Below are 17,192 nucleotides of genomic sequence, written 5' to 3' on the forward strand. Positions count from 1 at the left end.
CGAGTTTAATCACTTTTTACCAGGATCTACAAAAATAAACCGCGTGTAGATATAGTAAGCTTTAAAATGGGCTATGTTATCATATCATTGAACACGATAACGAAACTGCTAGCTTAAATTCTAAAGCCTAACTTTCAATACGCATCGTTTTGGTTATGAAAATGCTGCTTTCTAAACACTAGACTTGCGCGTTTATCCGTACAAGCAACTCTATCAATACTGCTGGAAAGAAGTCTTATGAAAAAACCCCTGGTCCTAGTCGATGGCACTTCCTATCTATACCGTGCTTTTCATGCACTTCCGCCGTTAAGTAATTCTAGAGGGGAACCCACCGGCGCCGTTTATGGTGTCATTAATATGCTACGCAGATTAATTAAAGACACTAACCCAGAGTATATGGTAGTGGTTTTTGATGCTAAAGGTAAAACTTTCCGTGAAGAATTATATACGGAGTACAAAGCTCATCGCCCTACGATGCCAGATGACTTACAATTCCAAATAGAACCTCTCTATGCCATCGTGCGTGAATTAGGCTTACCACTCATTATCCATTCAGGCGTTGAAGCCGATGATGTGATAGGGACTTTAGCCGCTAAAGCAGTACAACAACAGCTACCGGTTTTAATTTCTACCGGTGATAAGGATTTTGCGCAATTAGTTTGCGAACACATTACCTTAGTGAACACCATGACCAACTCTCGATTAGACTATCAAGGTGTCGTTGATAAATTTGGTGTCACTCCAGAACAAATAACCGATTATTTAAGTTTGATTGGTGATACGGTGGATAATGTCCCTGGAATTCCCAACGTAGGACCAAAAACTGCAGCAAAATGGCTGAATCACTATGGAACTCTGGAATCACTGATAAAAAACGCCCATGAAATTAAAGGCAAAGTAGGAGAAAATCTTAAAGCGCATCTCGACAAACTCCCCTTATCGCGTCAATTAGTTACGATTAAAACTGATGTCGACCTCGAGTTTGACTTAGAAAAATTTCGGCCCCAAGCTCCTGATACTTTAGCGTTAATGAATAGCTATAAAAAACTAGAATTCAAAGGATGGATGCGCGAATTAGAAAAAAATTTAGATTTAAGCAACCAAGCGAACGATAAAAATCTATCTACACAAACCGCTTATTCATTAATTCTCGACGAAGAAGCTTTTCAAGTACTTTTAAAACAATTAATAACAAGTAAACTCTGGGCATTCGATACTGAAACAACGAGTTTAGACGTCATGCAAGCCGAACTGGTCGGTCTATCTTTTGCCATTCAATGTAAAAAACCTGTGTATATCCCCCTGGCCCATAATTATCCAGAAGCACCCAAACAATTATCTAGAGATTGGGTTTTACAACAATTAAAACCTTTATTTGAAGATCCTAAACAATTAAAAATAGGTCATAACTTAAAATATGATAGCGGCATACTGGCGAATTATGAGATCCCACTGCAAGGGCTTCACTTTGATACCATGTTAGCGTCTTATTTACTCGATAGTGCAAGTAATTCACATAGCCTCGATAGTGCGGCAATAAAACATCTGGACCATAAAACCATACGTTTTGAAGAAATCGCTGGTAAAGGGTCAAAACAAAAAACATTTAATCAAATCGATATCCAGGAAGCCGGTCCTTATGCTGCCGAAGACGCCGATATTGCTTTACGGTTACATGAAATTCTTAAACCGCAATTAGAGACATTAGCAGGTTTATCTAAAGTTTTTAGCGACATTGAAATGCCGTTAATACCCGTATTATCCCGCATTGAGCGTCACGGGGTGTTAGTCGATGCACAATTACTAGAAAAACAAAGTCGTTCGATTGCAAAACGTTTATTAAAACTTGAAGAAGAAGCCTATCAATTGGCCGGTAAAACCTTTAACTTAGGATCTCCAAAACAATTACAAACGGTGTTATTTGCGGAGCAAGGCTTACCTATTTTAGAAAAAACACCCAAAGGCCAAGCTTCAACCTCTGAAAGTGTTTTGCAAGCACTCGCTATAAAATTTCCGCTAGCTAAAGTCATTTTAAAGCATCGAAGTTTAAGTAAATTAAAATCAACCTATACAGACAAACTTCCATTACAGATTAATCCAAAAACCGGTCGTATCCACACCTCTTATCATCAAGCTGCCGTCGTAACAGGACGGCTCTCGTCCTCAGATCCTAATCTACAAAATATTCCAGCACGCACAAAAGAAGGTCGAAAAATCCGACAGGCTTTTATTGCTCCAGCGGGCTATAAAATCCTTGCTGCGGATTATTCTCAGATCGAATTACGTATTGTTGCCCACTTTTCACAAGATAAAGGTTTATTGGATGCGTTTGCACGAGGTCTTGATATTCACAAAGCCACTGCAGCAGAGGTTTTAAATATTCCCTTAGATCAAGTGTCACATGAACAGCGTCGTAGTGCTAAAGCGGTCAATTTTGGCCTCATTTATGGAATGTCTGCCTTTGGCTTAGCCAAACAACTAGGCATTTCACGTGAAGAAGCTAAAAATTATATCGATCGCTATTTTGCTCGTTACCCTGGCGTAAAAGACTATATGGAGCGAACACGGCAACAAGCTCATGAACAAGCTTATGTCACGACCTTATTTGGACGTCGTTTGAATTTAGCCTTTATTAATTCCAGTGATCCTTTACAACGTCGAGCCAGTGAACGTGCTGCAATTAATGCTCCCTTACAAGGTAGTGCAGCAGATATCATAAAAAAAGCGATGATCACTATTGATCATGCTTTAACTCAGCAAGCTTTTAAAGCACATATGATTATGCAAGTTCACGACGAACTGGTGTTCGAAGTCGCTGATGAGGATCTTAAGTCAGTAAAACAACTGATTGAAGATTTAATGGTCAATACCACACAGCTGTCCGTTCCCCTCATGGTCGATACTCAGATAGGATCGAATTGGAGCAAAGCCCTTTAACTAGAAGAACGTCATTTTATCTTAAATATACCAAAAATTACCTATTAGGTATAAAATGACGGACCTTAAAAAAATCCGAAATTCATTTTTTATCACTATTTTTATGCGAATATCCTGTTCTGTTGAGCGGATGAACCGATAGACTACACGCTTACATTCTCCCTGACTCCCCTCTGACCGGACAAACTCTTAATGTTCAGGGCTATGCCCTATGCATTTCCCATGCTAAACTTACTGCGCTTGGTTATAAGCTAAATAAATTTAAGACCAAGGCTTTTTGAGATTATATTTATATTTAAAATTTGCATGGAGAAGCTAATTATGTCTAAAGGGCAACTACAAGATCCTTTTCTAAACGCATTGCGTAAAGATAAAGTTCCTGTTTCGATCTATCTTGTTAACGGGATTAAACTTCAGGGTTTAGTCGAATCATTTGATCAGTTCGTAGTGTTATTAAAAAACTCAGTTAGCCAAATGGTCTACAAACATGCTATTTCAACAGTCGTTCCAGCAAAGAATGTTAAATTAGCAAGTATTGATGAAAGCAATGATCTACAAAATTGTAATGTGACTGACGAGGAACTAGAAATCAGTAATGCTTGAACGTCCCCAAAGCGGTGAGCTAGCGCTTTTAGTCCATATTTATTTTAAAAAATATGAACACGAAGAAATAGTAAAAGAATTTCAGGAGCTAGCTCTAGCAGCGGGCGCCCAACCGATGGCTCTCATCACTGGGCGACAACGTCGGGCTCAAGTAAAATATTTCATTGGCTTAGGTAAGCTTGAAGAAATAGTCACTGCCACCATTGCACACCGATCGCAGTTAATTCTATTTAATCATGATCTCAGCCCCGCTCAAGAACGAAATTTAGAACAAAAATTACATTGTCGTGTATTAGGGCGCACCGGATTAATCCTCGATATTTTTGCGCGACGTGCACGTACTTTTGAAGGGAAATTGCAGGTTAAGCTTGCGCAATTAGAACATCTCTCCACTCGGCTGATCCGTGGTTGGACACACTTAGAAAGGCAACGCGGTGGTATTGGCTTACGCGGTCCTGGTGAAACACAATTAGAAACGGATAAACGTTTAATTCGACAACAAATTAAAGTGATACAAAAACGTTTAGAAAAAGTTCGCTCGCAACGTGCGCAAAGTCAGCGTGCAAGAAGAAAATCTCACACACCCTATATCTGCTTAGTCGGTTACACTAATACCGGAAAATCTACATTGTTTAATCGGTTAACTAAATCAACCGTCTTCGTTGCCAACCAGCCTTTTGCGACACTAGATCCCAGTATACGTCGTATGCCTCTTAATGACGGACAAATAGCCATTTTGGCCGACACGGTGGGTTTCATACGTCACTTGCCTCACCCTCTAGTAGCCGCTTTTCGTGCAACATTAGAAGAAACCCAACAAGCCGATCTATTATTGCATGTAGTCGATGCCACTAATACAGAAAAGAACGAATGTAACCAAGCGGTTCATGACGTTTTAAAACAAATACACACGGATCACATTACTCAATTAGTCGTCATTAATAAAATCGATCGACTTGAAAATTACTCGCCCCGCTTAGAACGCAATGCAGCAGGCCTACCGACTAAGGTTTGGATATCTGCTCAATCGGGCATAGGTATCAAGCTATTAAAACAGGCAATCATCGAATGTCTTGCGTATCAAAGCAGTACCGAAAATTCTTATCGGTTTAATCTCCCGCTAGCAGATCTAGATGCCTCCCTTAGCCTCACACGACGGGATGAAAAAAACTCAATAATGCCTAAAATGCCGTTTATTTAGAGTTTATTCTGTTTTTCTAGCACCAAATTAAACGATAGCTTAAATTCCGTCTCAGACTTTTAACCACACATTTCTGAATTAATAGTTGCTAGAATGGCTCAGCATGCCTAAAATGCTTCTCTGAGTGGGCGTTATCTACAGTGTAGGTCAAATCCGTTAGGTTCATTAATTCAGAATCTAACTTAAAATCTGATGAAAAGTGAAGCTATTTAACACAGGAACATCGCGATAGAAAAATATAAGCTTTGGAAAAATCTTAAAAAACTAACAATTGGAGCATACTATGCCCTGGAACGAACCGGGTGATCCCAGCAAGAACAAAGATCCGTGGACAGGACGACCCAAACAGACTCCTCCTGATCTCGAAGCCTTTTTGCGTGATTTATTTAAAAAAATTATTGCTTTATTCAAGTTAAGAATTTTGAATAATAAATCGGCACTTGCTCGCCCATTTATTCCCACAAAACTTAATGCAAAGGCAATCGGTCTAATTTCAGTCTTCTGCTTACTCGCATGGCTTGTGCTCGGTTTTTTTAAGGTCAATCTGGATGAATCCGCTGTTATTACACGTTTTGGAGTGTATCGCGCTACAGAAGGTTCTGGCTATCATTGGATTTTAAAGCCATTCCAACACGTTACCATAATCAATTCCGGGAAAGTCAGTAAACTTTCTACTACGGTTAAGCTGCTAACACACGATGAAAGCAAAATTGCTGTTGATGTCAACATTGATTACTCAATTGTTAATCCACACAATTATCTTTTTAACAGTGCTCATCCTTTACTCAGTTTACAAGCAATCATACACAGTGCAGTTAATCACACGCTCAGCCAATTTACTTTAAATCAACTGCTCACCACTTCACCTCTTGCATTGGCCAATAATTTACAAAAACAACTCAATACATCAATGATAAAAGAACAAACCGGCTTAGCTATCAAAAATATTGAATTAGGATCCATTCAAATTCCAGAACAACTGCACGCTGCTTTTACGGATGCCGCTAATGCTAAACGGGATCAACAGCAACTTGAAAAATTGGCTAATGTTTATGCGCTTCAAGTAGAACCACATGCTAAAGCAGAAGCGCAACGACTGATAGCGGATGCCAAAACTTACCAACAACAAACTGTTTTAAAAGCTAAGACAGAAATTATTCGTTTTTTAGCTTTATTACCTCCTTATGAAGCCTCTCCTTCATTGACAAGGAAACGGCTTTATTTAGATGTCTTACAAACGATGATGGCACATAGCAATAAACTGGTTGTTGCTAATAGTGCTCATACCAATTTTTCCTTAACACTCGATCAATCCAGTACCCTACCCTCTATAAACACAACTAAATTAAGCCCTATCAGTGCGGCAGATACTAACGATAAAAAAGAAATTACTGCTAATAAAGAACCTAGTAATAAAAAAAATAATACTATCCCCAGTAGTTACAATATTTCCGGAGGATATGAATGATCATTCTAAGAAAAAAAATTCATTTGCTCTTAGGCTTTTTAGTCTGTTTATCTTTTATTCTTTACCAAAGCATCACTATCGTACCCGAAGGCCATCGGGCTTTATTAGTGTCTGAAGAAAAATTAATGTCTAATGGACAAGAATCAGATTCGGTTCTTAAACCGGGTTTACACTTTATAATACCTTTTTTCATGCGACCGATATTGCTCGATAATCGCTTGCAAACACTAATATTTAGTGAAAACAGTGATGAAAAGAACTCGCCAGAAAACCCCCTTACTATCGACTATTTTGCGAATTGGCACATTAGCGATCCTATACGCTATTATCAACAAACAAAAAATAATTTCCAACAAATTAAATTGTTAATCGGCCAGCAATTAGCTAGCTTATTCAATAACAAGAATACGCCTATTCCTTTTAGCCAACTTATCTTACAGGGAACAACGACGCAACAAAACTCCGTTTTGTCTGCAGCAAATAAACAACTCAAAACAGCAGGTATTCAGCTTACACAGATTGGTTTTAAACAGCTCCACTTATCTGCTAACGCCAATACACGATTACTAAACAGTATGAGTACTGAGCAGGAAAATAGTGCCATTACCCAACGTGCCGAAGGCAAAGCCCATGCCGAGTTGATTCGTGCCAACGCGGATAATTCAGTGAGCTTAATTTTAGCTAAAGCAAAAGAAGAAGCGGCACAAATTCGTGCGCAAGGAGATGCCGAAGCCGCTAAAATATATAATAAAGCCTATAATAAAAATCCAGAATTTGCTGCTTTTTATCTCAATCTACAAGCCTATCAACAAGGCTTTAATCAAACTCCAGTGAATAATTTTTTATTATTAAACACGAAAGATGAACACTTCAAACTAGAAAAAGATCAAATAAATAAAAACAAAATTAAATTAACCAATTAAACTAACCGCATGAAGAAAGTACCGAATTATGCCACTATCTTTTCTCTTTAGTTTAATTAACGTATCAAAGTATTTCTTATTGGGTGTTTTTTAAATCATGACAAAAACGATCATTATAGTGGGTTGCCAATGGGGCGACGAAGGGAAAGGAAAAATTGTTGACTTGCTCACACAACATGTTAAAGCAGTCGTACGCTTTCAGGGAGGACACAACGCCGGACATACTTTAGTTATCCAAGGAAAAAAAACTATTCTACGTTTAATTCCCTCTGGAATTTTACATGCAGGAGTAGAATGTTTAATTGGGAATGGCGTGGTGATTTCACCGGAAGCTCTACTCAAAGAAATGGAAGAATTAGAACAGCAAGGCATTCCTGCACGCCAACGTCTCAAACTCAGTGCAACCTGTCCTATTATCTTACCCACACATATCGCACTCGATGAAGCACGCGAAAAAAGCGGAAAAAATGCCATTGGAACAACAAAACGTGGGATAGGACCTGCCTACGAAGATAAGGTAGCGCGACGTGGTTTACGGCTTTGTGATTTTTTCCATCCGCAGCAATTCGCTGAAAAATTAAAAATACTTTTCCACTATCACAATTTTTTACTTGATCATTATTATCAGGCTCAAACGATAGATTACGAGAAAGCTTGTACGCATTTATTAGCATTAGGTAAACAGTTAGTTCCTCTCATTACCGATATCCCTGCACTCTTAGCAAAATATCATGAAGAAAAGAAAGCCTTATTATTTGAAGGGGCACAAGGTACCTTTTTAGATATCGATCAAGGCACTTATCCATTTGTCACTTCATCGAATACCATTGCCGGTTCTGCAGCTACAGGTAGCGGCTTAGGAATCCGTTGTTTTGATTATGTATTAGGTGTCAGCAAAGCCTATAGCACGCGTGTTGGGAATGGCGTCTTTCCCACGGAATTGCAGGATCAAGACGGCGATACTCTTAGAGATCGCGGGAATGAATACGGGAGTGTTACCAAACGTCCACGTCGTTGTGGATGGTTAGATACAGTTTTATTGCGCCGTGCAATCCAGCTAAGTAGCGTCTCTGGCTTATGTCTGACTAAACTGGATGTATTGGATACATTACCTCACATTAAAATTTGCACTGCCTATCAATTAGGATCTCAGGTACTCACCGACTTACCTTTAAATCCAGAAGATCTCACACAATGCATTCCACTGTACGAAGAACTCCCTGGGTGGCAAACACCGACAACGCCGATTAAAGAATTAGCCAAATTACCAAAAAATGCCCAGACTTATTTAAATCGTATCGAAGCATTGGTGGGCGTACCGATAGTCATTATTTCCACTGGTGCAGATAGAGATGAAACAATTATTTTGGAGAAAATTGTTTAACCACAAATCGAAGTATCTTTAAATTCAGATTTTACTTCTATTACCTCAGATTTTGGATGTAGTCCTATCAACATATTTTCACGTAGCTCTTCTCTAGAAAGTAAAGGAGATAAGTCTTCTAAAGGAGGAGAAACAATAGAACCATCTTTTTGTAAAGCGAGTGATAATTTAGGGCTAAATAATTGCTCTGGATGTGTAAATACTTCACAAATAGCTGGCCCAGTTAAATTTTTTACTTTTAGAATTTCGGATTCTACGTCTTCCCAGGTCCGAATAACAAACGATGGCATATCAAATGCTCGTGCTAAAGCAGAAAAGTCTGGGCAGCTAACACCCGATTGTTTATTAGTCCCGGTATACCTTCCGGAAAATAATGATTTTTGTGTATGTTTAATCATAAGATAACCATCATTATTAAACACAAATATTTTTATCGGTAAATTGTGATGCACTATGGTTTGTAATTCTTGCAAATTAAGCATCATTCCGCCATCACAGTTCAAACAAATTATCTCAGCATTTTTATTGGCAAATGCTGCACCTATAGCGGCAGGAAGTGCATAACCCATTTCACCCAGACCCGTCGAGGTAATTAAACGTTGGCCTTTTTTAATCGATAATATTTGATGCGTGCTTAATAAAGCAGTTCCCATATCGGTAACTATAATCTGGTTATTTGTAAAATAACCAGATAGTTTATGGATAAAAGTATAAGAATTGATATAACCATCACGATCAAAATATTCATGATTTAAAATGGGATATTTATTTCGATAATTATTACATTGTTCTAACCAAAATTTTGGTTTCTGTTTGGAAATAGAATTTGATTCCCTAATAGCCAACATGGCTTGCATAAAATCTTTCGCATCTGCGTGTATAGGTATGGATATTTTATCTGCATATTTCTGGATCTCTGCTAAATCAATATCCACTAAAGCTAATTTTGCTGTTCTAATAAATTCATTCAAATCATAGCCAATTTGAGGAATAGCTAAACGTGTCCCCACTGCCAAAAGAAAATCACAATTTTGTAAAATAAAATTAGCGGCTCGTTGACCGTAGACACCCGCTCTACCAAAAACTAAAGGATGATCCGACGAAATCATATCAATCCCTGCCCATGAAATTAATACGGGGCATTGTAAAAAATTGATAAAAGGTTCAACGAGATCAACTGCATCGGCTAAACGAATGCCATGACCTAACCAAATAACCGGTCGTTGTGCTTTAGTTAATTCATTCCAAACACAATTTGCCATCTGATACAGCTCAGTTATTTTTAAAGCATTCTCAGAAGAAGGTTTTGATAATTGTGCTTGCTCCTGTTGAGATGATTCAAACTCATGTAACTGCAAAGCTTGAATATTCATTGGAAAATCAATCCAACAAGGTCCAGGCTTAGCATTTAATGCATGATAATAGGCAGTTTCTAAAGCTAATAATGCTTCATTTGGACTTAGAACTCTTGTTGCATATTTAGTTACCTTACTCACCATAGCAACAGAGTCGTAACCCTGGACGCCCCAAATTCTTAACGGATTATCTTCCAGAGTATATTTAGAATTTTCATTTCCAGAAATCACTAAACAAGGAATAGAGTCCATCCATGCACTCACCACTCCAGTAATCGCATTGGTCGATCCTGCACCGGTGGTAACAATAGCAGCGGATAAGGCACCACAAATGCGATAATATGCTTGCGCCGCCATACAAGCTGCTTGTTCATGATGAACACAAATTATAGTTGTAAACCCTTTCGACACTATTGAATCAAATAGTTGCGCATTTCCGGCCCCAATAATACCAAATATATGGCGGATCCCTTTTTCTGCTAAAAAATTTGCAATTACTTCACTTATTTTCATAAAAATATTTTTAATAAGTTTTCAATTTAGATAGCTTATGTTTATTAACTTGCTTTTTTTGCTAAATCATTTGCGACTTCAATGATAATATCTTCTTGCCCTGCTATTATCCTACGTCGTCCGAGTTCAATAAAAATATCTCTAGGATCTACCTCAAACTCTTTTGCAATTCGCAAAACGGGTTTTAGAAATCCAGAAAAAACGCCAGCAAGTCCACTTATAATACTCAATGATTTTATTGCAGGGATTTCTTTCAAAAGTTCTTTTTCAGCAATATCACTAGCATCCAACATTTTATAAAAATCAATGCCTGTATGGTATCCTTTTCGATCAAGCACTCCTACTAAAACTTCGAGCTGAGTATTTCCTGCGCCTGCACCAAATCCACGCGCACAACCATCTAAAATAGTAGCTCCAGCTTCTACAGCCACTAATGAATTTGCAATAGCAAGCCCTAAATTATTATGCGCATGAAATCCTATAGGAATAGAAAGATGATCAACTAAAATTTTTACTCTCTCTATCACATCCTCTGGCAAAAAATTGCCCGCTGAGTCCATAAAAACAATACCCTGTGCCCCATAAGCTTCCATCTTAGCAGCTTGAATAAGCAGTTCTTTGCTACTTATCATATGTGCCATCATTAACACACCATAAACTGTTTTTTCTTGCATCCGAACGAATTGTATATGACGCTCCGCGATATCAGCCTCAGAACAATGAGCAGCCACACGTACCACATCAACCCCCAATTCAATAGCCGGGCGCAAATCTTTTTTAACTGTTCCGAATCCAGGAATAATATGAATCCCTAAACGAGATTTTTTAAGATGGGTTCTCGCTAAGTTAAGTACTTTTTCATCGGTAAGTTTAGCAATTCCAAGTTGCAAAGAAGATGCACCTAAACCATTTCCATGACCTACTTCCACAATAGGAATACCTGCAGATTCTGCCGCAATACAATAGTTAGCAATCTGCTCACCATTTAACTGATGTTTTAGAGCATGATTTCCATCGCGTAAAGTAGGATCACTAATTAAGATGGACCGCATAGAATTTCCTTATTCAATCTACTCATTGCGTATTTTTCCGCTATCGCCAAAGCTGCACAGTTAATAATATCTAGATTTCCAGCATAATCAGGAAGATAATCACCCTGCCCTTTCACTTGCACTATTACAATAATACGCTTATTTTCCATTAAAGGATTTAAAAGTATTTTGTAACCCGGCACGTAGCTCTGAACTTTTTTCTCAACACATTCAGCCATTTTAGTAAATTTTTGCATATCTAAATGTTTAACTTTAGCAAAAATAGTGGTTTGCATATCAATACAGGGTAATGCAGGATTGAGATTTAAGATAGCCTTAGCTTTTGAAACTCCTGTAAAAAATTTTATAGCCTGCTCAGTAGTATGAATATATTCATCTAAATTAATTCGCGTAGCAGGTCCTGCGCTGGAAGATGCAATGCTGGAAACCACCTCGATATATTGAATCTTCGCACCTGAAATACTGAAGGCATGAATAATAGGTAAAGTAGCTTGACCACCGCATGTTATCATATTAATGTTTTTATGTTGTAAAGCACTCTCTAAATTAATAATCGGTACGCACATTTCTCCTTGTTTCGCCGGTGTGAGATCAATCGTAAATTTATCTAAGCTTCTCAAAATAGGAGCATGTATTGCATGTGCCACTGCTGAAGTTGCATCGAACACCATTTCACAACAATCAGAGTTTTTTAGAATATACTCAATACCAGACACTGATGTATTCACACCTAATTCACAAGCTTTTTGAATACCTTTAGATAATACATTTCGACCGATAAATACGCCGCACTCTAAATAAGGTGATCGCAGAATTTTAATTAACAAATCTGTCCCTATGTTGCCACTTCCTAGGATTGCAACTTTCATTTTTTACAGCTGAGAATAAGTTATCAAAAGTTAACCCTTTCTTTTTCTATAACTAAAGGCCGCTTTAAAACCTGATGATGAATCGAAGCAATATATTCTCCTAACAAACCGACAAAAAACATTTGCATTGAAAAAAAGAAAAAAGAACCTATTAATATAGGTGCAAATCCCAAGGGAAACTTGCTCCAAAAAAACAGCTTAGCAAAAATATAAATAACCGCTATAAGCATACTAATAAAGGCCAAAGAAAATCCGACTAAAGACAGAATTCTAAGCGGTAGTTTAGAATGAGTGGTAATTCCCAACATGGCCATTTCATAAAGCTGATAGAAAGTGCTTGACGAAAAACCTCGTTTGCGCTTTGGCTGCTTAAACGGAATTTCAGCAATATCAAAACCAATTTCCGCAACCATTCCTCGAAGATAAGGATAAGGATCGTTGAACTGACGCATAATATGAATTATAGATCGATCATACAAACCAAAACCTGTAAAATTATTAAGTAATTTTAAATCAGCAATCTTATCGGAAAATTTATAATACAATTTTCGAATAAAAAATTTAAAAAAAGATTCTTCACTTTGTAGTTTCGTTCCTATCACTATCTTACATCCTTCCTCCCATTTTTTTAAGAAATCGTTAATCAGGTTTGGTGGATCCTGAAAATCAGCTGCCATATAAATAATGGCGTCACCTGATGCCTGTAACAAGCCATAAAAAGGGGAGCGAATCCAGCCAAAGTTTCTCGAATTGATGATAAGTTTTACATTAGAATCAATACTTGCTATTTCTTTTAGTAAAAAAATACTGTTATCAGTTGAAGAATTGTCTATAAAAATATGTTCATAACAATACGTGCCAAGTTTAGAAAAAATCTCCTTTACCGTTAGATAAATATCTTTAATATTGTCTTTTTCATTGAAACAGGGCGTTACCACTGAGATTAATTGCATATTAATTTACCAGGATAGAAGTTAAATTTGATCTTGATGCTATGGAAATCACACTTAGCATCCATGTAATCTTCCTTTAATATCTGACCTTGGAAAGTTATCCTTGCACATAAACAAGCTCATAACAACTCTTAATTGTTCTTAAAAATCCTTCTTCAATAGTAATTTTTGGCGACCATCCTAGCGTTTGAATTTTTTTAATATCCGGTATATTAACTGAGATTTTACTCTCTAAATATTCTGATTGAAACGATCTCGACTTTTTAACTACCTTTAACTGCCTATCATTAAATAGATTTTTTAATTTAACCGCTAACTCCATGATACTTAAAGAACAATCTAGATTCCCTACATTATAAGCTTCAGCATTTTCTCCTTTTAATAATATAGTAAAAAAGCCTAAAGTCGCGTCGGCTAGATAACAAAATGATCGAATTGCTGTACCTTTTCCATGAATAGTGATATCCCGATCATAAAAGATATCAGCAGAAAAATCAGCATACACGCGACCATCGTCTAAACTTAATCCAGGTCCATAAATATGAAAAGGCCGTGCAATGTTAACATGCAATTGATATTGATGTGCATAGGAAATACACATATTTTCACCCATACGTTTACTTTCGGCATAACAAGATCGGATGTGCGTGGGATCAAGATATCCAAAGGTATTTTCCTTGATTGGTACTTGTGTTACATCAACTTCTCCGTACACTTCTCCAGAACTGAAATACAAAAAACGTTCTACTTTATGAAGTTTAGCTAATTCTAATAAATGATGCGTACCTAACACATTCGCCGATAAGGTCCCTACAGGATCAATGGCATAATATTTAGGACTCGCTTGACTTGCAGCATGGATAATATAATCAATTTTATCCGATATATTAATCGGAAGGCAAACATCTTGAAAAAAAAACTTTAAATAATTTCGATTTAAGTAAGTACAAAAACGAGCAAATGTTTTTTCTTTATTTCTAGCAAGAGCAAAAATTTTTATATTATATTTTTTAACATCATTTAAATGGCACAATGTTTCTACCATATAGGCTGGTAAAAATCCATTTGCGCCTGTGATTAATATAGTTTTATTTGCAAATTTATCCCAAGCAAGATCATTGCTAATGATATTTTCTATATCTTCATCTATAATTTTTCTGTTCATTAGATTTATAATCAAAAATATTGGTTTCTTTTCATAAATTTAGCTTATCTAATTTTTCTTCAAAAGAATCAATTTTATTTTTTATAGTAAAAATTTTTTTATTGAGATAAAACGATATAAATGTAGTAAGAGCCATAGTTATTAACCCTGAAATATAAAAATTATTGATATATATATTAAACATTTTTACTAAAATTATATGCAAAAAATACAATATAGTACTTATTAATATAAATTTATAAAATAAACCAAAGTCTTTATTTTCGAATACAATTCTTCCAGTGGTTATAAAATTAAACATTACCCCTAACAATCCGGAAAATAGAAAAGCTAAATAATATCTTATTTGAAAAAAAATAAAAAAAGCAAAAACTGAGTAGCCAAATATGGTATTAATAGCTCCGACAAAAAGAAACGTAATGAACTGTTTTTTTGTTTCAATATCTAGTTTTTTTTTAAACTTGAATATTTGCATAACAATTCTCGAATTCGTGAAAAGTTTGATAAATATGCTCGATCATGGTTTCGGTCATACCATGATGACTACCGATTAATATACCTCCACGCATTATTTGATCCGCATGGGGATATCCAAATTCTGTTTCGCGACGTAAAATATTGGTAAATCCAGGTTGTCGCAAAATATTCCCGGTAAATATTGTTCTCGTCTGTATATTTCTCTGCTCTAAAAATATTTGTAAATCCTTACGTTTAAATGGCGCATCATCTCTCACAATAAAGGGAAAAGCTAGCCAAGCCGTTTTTGAGCCTTGCAATTGTCTAGGTAAAATAAACCAATCTGTATATTTAGAAAAAAAATCTAAATGTGAAGCAAAAATCTTTTCACGAACGCTAATGATGTTATCCAACTTGGATAATTGAACTAATCCAAATGCCGCCCCTAATTCTGATGGTTCTAAATTATAACCAATTTCTTCAAAGATAAATTTAGCGTCATAATCAATTTCATCAATTTTATTTTGAAAACGATTTTCTATGCTTTCTGACTCTACATATAAAGAGGAACTACGTCCCCAGCTGCGCAGTAATTTCGCTTTCTCTGCAAGAAACGGATTGTTTACACACAACATACCACCATTTCCAGCACAATTAATAATATGCGATCCATAAAAGCTAGTTGTGCTGATGTCAGAGTAAAAACCACTAGCATTTCCATCTAGAGTAGCCCCTAAGGTATCACAGGAATCTTCGATAACGACTAAATTATATTTATCAGCAATTAATCTTATTTTATGCCAATCTGGTAAATTTCCCAGTAAATTTGGAATGATTAATGCTTTTGTTTTGTCAGTGATCATGCTTACTATCTGATCGGCATCAATATTGAATGTATCCAGTTCGACATCGACAAAAACTGGAATTAATTTATTTTTTATTAAGGGCGCTACTGTCGTTGAAAAAGTTAATACTGGGGTTATTACTTCAGAAAATTCTGGTAATTTTAATAATTCAATTGCTAGATAGTTGGCTGATGAACCTGAATTAAGCATAACTCCAAATGCTTTATTAAATAATGTCGATATTTTTTTTTCCATGTCGCGGACAGCTTTACCCATTTGTGTTGAACTACGCAATACAGAAATAACCGCGGCTATCTCTTCTTCTCCATGTACCGATTTTCCATAAGGCACATGAATAAATTCCTTAGGCATTCGATGTTTCCTTAATAAAATTCTTTTCAGCAAAGTCCTGCATTTCATTACTAAATTGGTTAATTTGACTTATTGTCTTATCGTGCATATTTGTTTCTGTTTGATAAGCCTGAAACCAATCTACAGTTTTTTTGAGGCCTGTTTCTAGATTCCATATTGGAACCCATCCCAAAAATTTCTTTGCTTTGCTACTGTCTAATTGCAAGCTATTTGCTTCATGCAAATGTTTAGTTTCATCCTTGATCCATTTAACGGTGCTATTAGAGATTTTAATAAGGTAATCAGTTATCCAGCTTACCGATTTTATATCCTCTATTTCCGGCCCAAAATTCCAACTTTCTGCGAAGATATCAGGCGCAGAATACAATTTTTCGGCTAATATTAAATATCCATAGAGCGGTTGTAACACATGTTGCCAGGGACGCAAGGCATCTGGATAGCGCAGTAAAATATTTTCATGCTTCATACAAGCATTAAGCACGTCAGGAACCAAGCGATCCTTTGCCCAATCTCCCCCTCCGATAACGTTTCCGGCTCTTACCGTAGCAACGCCTACGCCTCTAGGTTTGAAATATACATCCCGATAAGTTTGGGTTACCAATTCTGAACAGGCTTTACTATTACTATAGGGATCATGACCACCAAGCCTATCTTCTTCCCGATATTTTTTATTTAAATCAGCATTTTCATAGCATTTATCACTGGTTACGTTGACTATAACTTTGACAGACTCTGTTAATCGTGCTGCTTCTAGTAAATTTATCGTGCCCATAATGTTGGTTGTATAGGTTTCTAAAGGGGCTTGATAAGAATGACGAACCAGTGATTGCGCGGCCATGTGAATAATAATTTCTGGCTGATATTTTTTTATTACAGCATGTAATGCTGAAAAATCTCTTATATCTGCTAAGTTATTTATCATTCCTGTGCTAAGCTGTGTTATATCAAAGAGATTCGGAAAGGTGGGTGGTTTTAATGAATAACCAATCAAATTAACGCCAAGTGATTTTAACCATAAAGACAACCAACTCCCTTTAAAGCCTGCATGGCCAGTTAACAGCACTGTTTTTCCTTGCCAAAACTTCATATTAACTTT

14 protein-coding genes are annotated in these 17,192 nt (G+C 36.5%); 6 read left to right on the top strand and 8 right to left on the bottom strand.

Going from position 1 to position 17,192, the window contains the following annotated elements; all coding sequences use genetic code 11:
- Nucleotides 1-237 precede the first annotated feature (237 nt).
- The 6 genes from polA to A1D18_RS03440 all read left to right on the top strand — a co-directional run bounded on the left by polA (nucleotide 238) and on the right by A1D18_RS03440 (nucleotide 8,516).
- On the top strand, nucleotides 238-2,937 hold the full coding sequence (gene polA, locus A1D18_RS03415; protein ID WP_071662415.1) for a DNA polymerase I: 2,700 nt from the start codon (nucleotides 238-240) through the stop codon (nucleotides 2,935-2,937).
- Between the two features lie 321 nt (nucleotides 2,938-3,258).
- Nucleotides 3,259-3,540: an RNA chaperone Hfq gene (gene hfq / locus A1D18_RS03420; RefSeq protein WP_071662520.1), complete on the top strand. Its 282-nt coding sequence runs from the start codon at nucleotides 3,259-3,261 to the stop codon at nucleotides 3,538-3,540.
- The gene (gene hflX / locus A1D18_RS03425; RefSeq protein ID WP_084028712.1) at nucleotides 3,533-4,741 is read left to right on the top strand and encodes a ribosome rescue GTPase HflX; all 1,209 of its coding nucleotides are present in this window, start codon (nucleotides 3,533-3,535) and stop codon (nucleotides 4,739-4,741) included. The genes hfq and hflX overlap by 8 nt, the downstream gene beginning before the upstream one ends.
- Nucleotides 4,742-5,024: 283 nt before the next feature.
- Nucleotides 5,025-6,209, top strand: coding sequence for an FtsH protease activity modulator HflK (gene hflK / locus A1D18_RS03430; protein WP_071662416.1), 1,185 nt, complete (start codon nucleotides 5,025-5,027; stop codon nucleotides 6,207-6,209).
- On the top strand, nucleotides 6,206-7,132 hold the full coding sequence (hflC, locus tag A1D18_RS03435; RefSeq protein WP_071662417.1) for a protease modulator HflC: 927 nt from the start codon (nucleotides 6,206-6,208) through the stop codon (nucleotides 7,130-7,132). Before hflK ends, hflC begins: the two co-directional genes overlap by 4 nt.
- A gap of 97 nt (nucleotides 7,133-7,229) precedes the next feature.
- Complete coding sequence (locus A1D18_RS03440; protein ID WP_071662418.1) at nucleotides 7,230-8,516, top strand: adenylosuccinate synthase; 1,287 nt, start codon at nucleotides 7,230-7,232, stop codon at nucleotides 8,514-8,516.
- On the opposite strand, the gene A1D18_RS03445 is transcribed toward A1D18_RS03440, so the two are convergent.
- From A1D18_RS03445 to rfbG, 8 genes are all read right to left on the bottom strand, one after another.
- Complete coding sequence (locus A1D18_RS03445; RefSeq protein ID WP_216095017.1) at nucleotides 8,513-10,384, bottom strand: thiamine pyrophosphate-binding protein; 1,872 nt, start codon at nucleotides 10,382-10,384, stop codon at nucleotides 8,513-8,515. The two genes, A1D18_RS03440 and A1D18_RS03445, sit on opposite strands and share 4 nt — an antisense overlap.
- Nucleotides 10,385-10,428: 44 nt before the next feature.
- On the bottom strand, nucleotides 10,429-11,436 hold the full coding sequence (dmpG, locus tag A1D18_RS03450) for a 4-hydroxy-2-oxovalerate aldolase (RefSeq protein WP_071662420.1): 1,008 nt from the start codon (nucleotides 11,434-11,436) through the stop codon (nucleotides 10,429-10,431).
- Nucleotides 11,421-12,305, bottom strand: a complete 885-nt coding sequence (locus A1D18_RS03455; RefSeq protein WP_071662421.1) for an acetaldehyde dehydrogenase (acetylating) — start codon at nucleotides 12,303-12,305, stop codon at nucleotides 11,421-11,423. Before A1D18_RS03455 ends, dmpG begins: the two co-directional genes overlap by 16 nt.
- A gap of 23 nt (nucleotides 12,306-12,328) precedes the next feature.
- Nucleotides 12,329-13,258, bottom strand: a complete 930-nt coding sequence (locus A1D18_RS03460; RefSeq protein WP_171910813.1) for a glycosyltransferase family 2 protein — start codon at nucleotides 13,256-13,258, stop codon at nucleotides 12,329-12,331.
- A 97-nt stretch (nucleotides 13,259-13,355) separates the two neighbouring features.
- Entirely contained in the window at nucleotides 13,356-14,423 is a 1,068-nt protein-coding gene (locus A1D18_RS03465; protein WP_071662423.1) for an NAD-dependent epimerase/dehydratase family protein, read from the bottom strand.
- A gap of 31 nt (nucleotides 14,424-14,454) precedes the next feature.
- Nucleotides 14,455-14,898 carry a GtrA family protein gene (locus A1D18_RS03470; protein WP_071662424.1) on the bottom strand — a complete coding sequence of 148 codons (444 nt, stop codon included), beginning with the start codon at nucleotides 14,896-14,898 and terminating at the stop codon, nucleotides 14,455-14,457.
- Complete coding sequence (locus tag A1D18_RS03475) at nucleotides 14,879-16,096, bottom strand: DegT/DnrJ/EryC1/StrS family aminotransferase (RefSeq protein WP_216095018.1); 1,218 nt, start codon at nucleotides 16,094-16,096, stop codon at nucleotides 14,879-14,881. Before A1D18_RS03475 ends, A1D18_RS03470 begins: the two co-directional genes overlap by 20 nt.
- On the bottom strand, nucleotides 16,089-17,183 hold the full coding sequence (rfbG, locus tag A1D18_RS03480; protein WP_071662522.1) for a CDP-glucose 4,6-dehydratase: 1,095 nt from the start codon (nucleotides 17,181-17,183) through the stop codon (nucleotides 16,089-16,091). Before rfbG ends, A1D18_RS03475 begins: the two co-directional genes overlap by 8 nt.
- Nucleotides 17,184-17,192 lie beyond the last annotated feature (9 nt).

The organism is Candidatus Rickettsiella isopodorum (assembly GCF_001881495.1).
Taxonomy (GTDB): Bacteria; Pseudomonadota; Gammaproteobacteria; order Diplorickettsiales; family Diplorickettsiaceae; genus Aquirickettsiella; species Aquirickettsiella isopodorum.